Origin of the sequence: Amycolatopsis sp. SID8362 (assembly GCF_010550475.1) — a bacterium.
GTDB lineage: Bacteria > Actinomycetota > Actinomycetes > Mycobacteriales > Pseudonocardiaceae > Amycolatopsis > Amycolatopsis eburnea.
Genome location: NZ_JAAGNB010000644.1, coordinates 1 through 2,986 on the forward strand (window position 1 = coordinate 1; position 2,986 = coordinate 2,986).

Consider the following 2,986-nt stretch of genomic DNA (forward strand, 5'->3'; position numbering starts at 1 on the left):
CTCGGCTCCGCGCGCCGCGTCCCGGCCGGACAGGACCACGTGGGCGCCGAGCCCGGCCAGCGTGGTCGCCGTCGCGCGGCCGATGCCGCTCGTCCCGCCGGTCACCAGCGCCGTCGACCCGGACAGAGACCCGGACAGATCTGCACTCATCGTTCAACTCCTCCGAAGACCCGGGTGTCTCCCCGGTCGGAGGGTTCAAGCGCGAGACCCGCCAAAGGGCTTCCGGCGAAGCGTTCGGCATCGCTTATGCCCGCGATCAGTCCGCTCGATAGTCCTCCAGCGCGGCGACGAACTCCGCGACGTCACGCCGGTGCGACGCCGCGGGCCAGACCGCCCACGTCCGCCGGACGATCGGGGTGCCCGCCAGTGGCACCCACCGCACCGTGTCCGGCAGCGGGTACGGCCACTCGGGCGGGGCGAACGCGTACGCCCCGCCCGAGTTGACCGCCGGGATCTTCAGCTCGACGATCAGCCGCTGCTCTTCCGGGACCTCCGGGCCGACGTCGAGGCCGTGGCTGCGCAGGATCGCCGCCAGCTCGTCGTACCAGGCCGGGCTGCCCGCCCGGGCGAACGCGAACCACTCCAGCCCGGCCAGGTCCTCCAGCCGGACCGGCGAACCCAGCTTCTCCGCGAGGTCCGCGGCCAGCAGGACGCCGACGTCCTCCGCCACCACGAGCACCGCGTCCAGGTCGGGCCCCGGCGGGCGTTCGCGCACCAGCCCGACGTCCAGCTCACCCGCGCGCAGCGCCGTCACCTGCGCCACCGACGACAGGTGCCGGGCCTGCACCCGCGTCTCCGGGTAAGCCGCCGCCAGCCGCGCGAGAGCCGAGGGCAGCAGTTCCGGCGGCAGCTCCAGCGGGACGCCGACGCGCAGCACGCCTGTCGTGGTGTGGCGTGCCAGCGCGGCGAGGGCCTGGTCGTGGCGCGCCAGCACCGCCCGGGCCTCGCCGAGCAACGTCGTCCCGGCGTCGGTGGCCCGCACGCCGGTGCTCGTGCGTACCAGCAATTGGAGGCCCAGCCGCCGTTCGAGCGCCGTGATCGTCTGCGACAGCGCCGGCTGGCTGACGTGCAGCTGCCTCGCCGCCTTCGACATCGTCCCGGCTTCGACCACCGCGACGAACGCCCGCATCTCCCGGATCTCCATCAGCGGGACCACCGGATCGGCAGCGACTTCAAGCCGTTCTGGAAGTTCGACCGCAGCCGCACCGGATCCCCCGCCAAGGAGACGGGACCGAGGAGATCCAAGACCGCGCCGAACATCGCCCGCAGCTGCACGCGGGCCAGGTGCGCGCCGAGGCAGAAGTGCGGGCCGTGGCCGAAGGTGAGGTGGTCGTTCGGCGTGCGGCTGATGTCGAACGTGTCCGGTGAGTCGAACACCGCGGGATCCCGGTTGGCCGAAGAGAACCACACCACCACCTTGTCCCCGGCGCGGATGTCCACATCGGACAGCCGGACGTCGGAAACCGCGGTGCGCCTGAAGTGCATCACAGGCGTCCACCACCGGAGCATCTCCTCGACCGCCGACGGCAGCAGCGACCGGTCCGCCAGCAGCCGCCGGTATTCGGCGGGGTGCGAGAGCAGCGCGAGCATGCCGCCCGGCAGGCCGTTGCGCAGGGTTTCGTTGCCCGCCACGGAAAACAGCCAGAACAGGTTCTCGAACTCGGCGAGCGAGACGCGCCCGCCGTCGTCGCCGACGTGCCGCATGAGGTTGCTCATCACGTCGTCACCCGGGTGCGAGCGCTTGTACTCGCCCAGCGCGTTCGCGTACGCGTAGAGATCCGGCATCCCCGCCCGCGTTCGCGGATCCGGCATCGAGCCGTCCGGCCCCGGCGACGGCCGCACGGCGAGCGCGGCCCGCGCCAGGTCGCTCACCTCCGAGACCGAAACCGTCGAGCTGGCCGCGTACTCGGCGTCCTGGTAGCCGATCACGCGGTTGCTCCAGTCGTACATCAGCCGCCGGTCCTGCTCCGGCACGCCGAACACCCCGGCCAGGGTGATCAGCGGCAGATCGGCGGCCAGCGCGGCGAAGTCGCACTCGCCCCGGTCCGCGACCGAAGCGACGAGATCCCGCGCCCACCTCTCGATCTGCGAAGTCAGCTTCGCGACGGCCCGCGGCGTGAACGCCTTCGTCAGCAGCCCGCGCAGCCTGCCGTGCTCCGGCGGATCCATGTTCAGCATCATCCGGCGCACGTACGCGAGGTCGGCCGCGTCGCGGATCTGCGTCCCGCCCAGTTGCGACGAGAACGCCGCCGGGTCGCGCAGCACCCGCCGCACTTCGGCGTGCCCGAGCACGGCCCAGAAGTCGTCGACGCGCACCACCGGGCCGGCGCGCCGCAGCCGCGCCAGCTCCTCGTACGGGACACCTCGCACGTAGGTGTCCGGATCGGTGATCGTCACGCCGCCGACCCTAGCCGCGCCCACCGACAATTTGGGAAGCTGCGCGGATGGACACCCTGAACATGCGCACCGGCGGCGAGGGCGAACCGGCCGTCCTCCTCCTGCACGGCCTGGGCGCGACCGGCGCCGTGTGGGCCCACTTCACCCCGCCGCTGCCCCGGCGGGTCCTGGTGCCCGACCTGCCCGGCCACGGTCCGTCCTCGCCGCTGCCGCACTACAGCTTCGAGACGCTCACCGCCGCCGTCGCCCGCGCGCTGCCGGGCAAGGGCCCGTACGTCGTCGCCGGCCATTCGCTCGGCGGGGTGCTGGCGCTGGAACTGGCGTCCGGGAAGTACGACGTCGAGGTCGCGGGCGTGCTGGCGCTCGGGGTGAAGGTCGAGTGGAGCCAGGACGACCTCGGGCGCGCGGCGAGCTTCGCGGCCAAGCCGCCGCGGGTGTTCGAGAAGCGGGAGGACGCCGAGCAGGCGTACCTGAAGGTGTCCGGGCTGCTCGGGATCGCGCCCGCGGACCCGGCCGGGCTTCGCGAGACCGAGGGAGGGTGGCGGCTCGCGATGGACCCGGCCGCGTTCGGCGTCGGCGCGCCGGACAT

The 2,986-nt window shown here is 73.1% G+C and carries 4 protein-coding genes; 1 reads left to right on the forward strand and 3 read right to left on the reverse strand.

All coding sequences use genetic code 11. The annotated features are described in order from the left end of the window. The 3 genes from G3I65_RS20055 to G3I65_RS20065 all read right to left on the reverse strand — a co-directional run. Positions 1 to 150, reverse strand: a 150-nt coding sequence (locus tag G3I65_RS20055; RefSeq protein WP_166640327.1) for an SDR family NAD(P)-dependent oxidoreductase, incomplete at its 3' end; no start/stop codon positions are given. A 106-nt stretch (positions 151 to 256) separates the two neighbouring features. Beyond that, a complete protein-coding gene (locus G3I65_RS20060; protein WP_166640328.1) occupies positions 257 to 1,144 on the reverse strand; it encodes a LysR family transcriptional regulator in 888 nt (295 codons plus the stop codon). Further along, positions 1,144 to 2,397, reverse strand: coding sequence for a cytochrome P450 (locus G3I65_RS20065; protein ID WP_160697469.1), 1,254 nt, complete (start codon positions 2,395 to 2,397; stop codon positions 1,144 to 1,146). Before G3I65_RS20065 ends, G3I65_RS20060 begins: the two co-directional genes overlap by 1 nt. Before the next feature lie 47 nt (positions 2,398 to 2,444). Between G3I65_RS20065 and G3I65_RS20070 the strand changes: the two genes are divergently transcribed. Continuing rightward, the coding region (locus G3I65_RS20070; RefSeq protein ID WP_160697470.1) for an alpha/beta fold hydrolase at positions 2,445 to 2,986 on the forward strand (542 nt) is incomplete at its 3' end.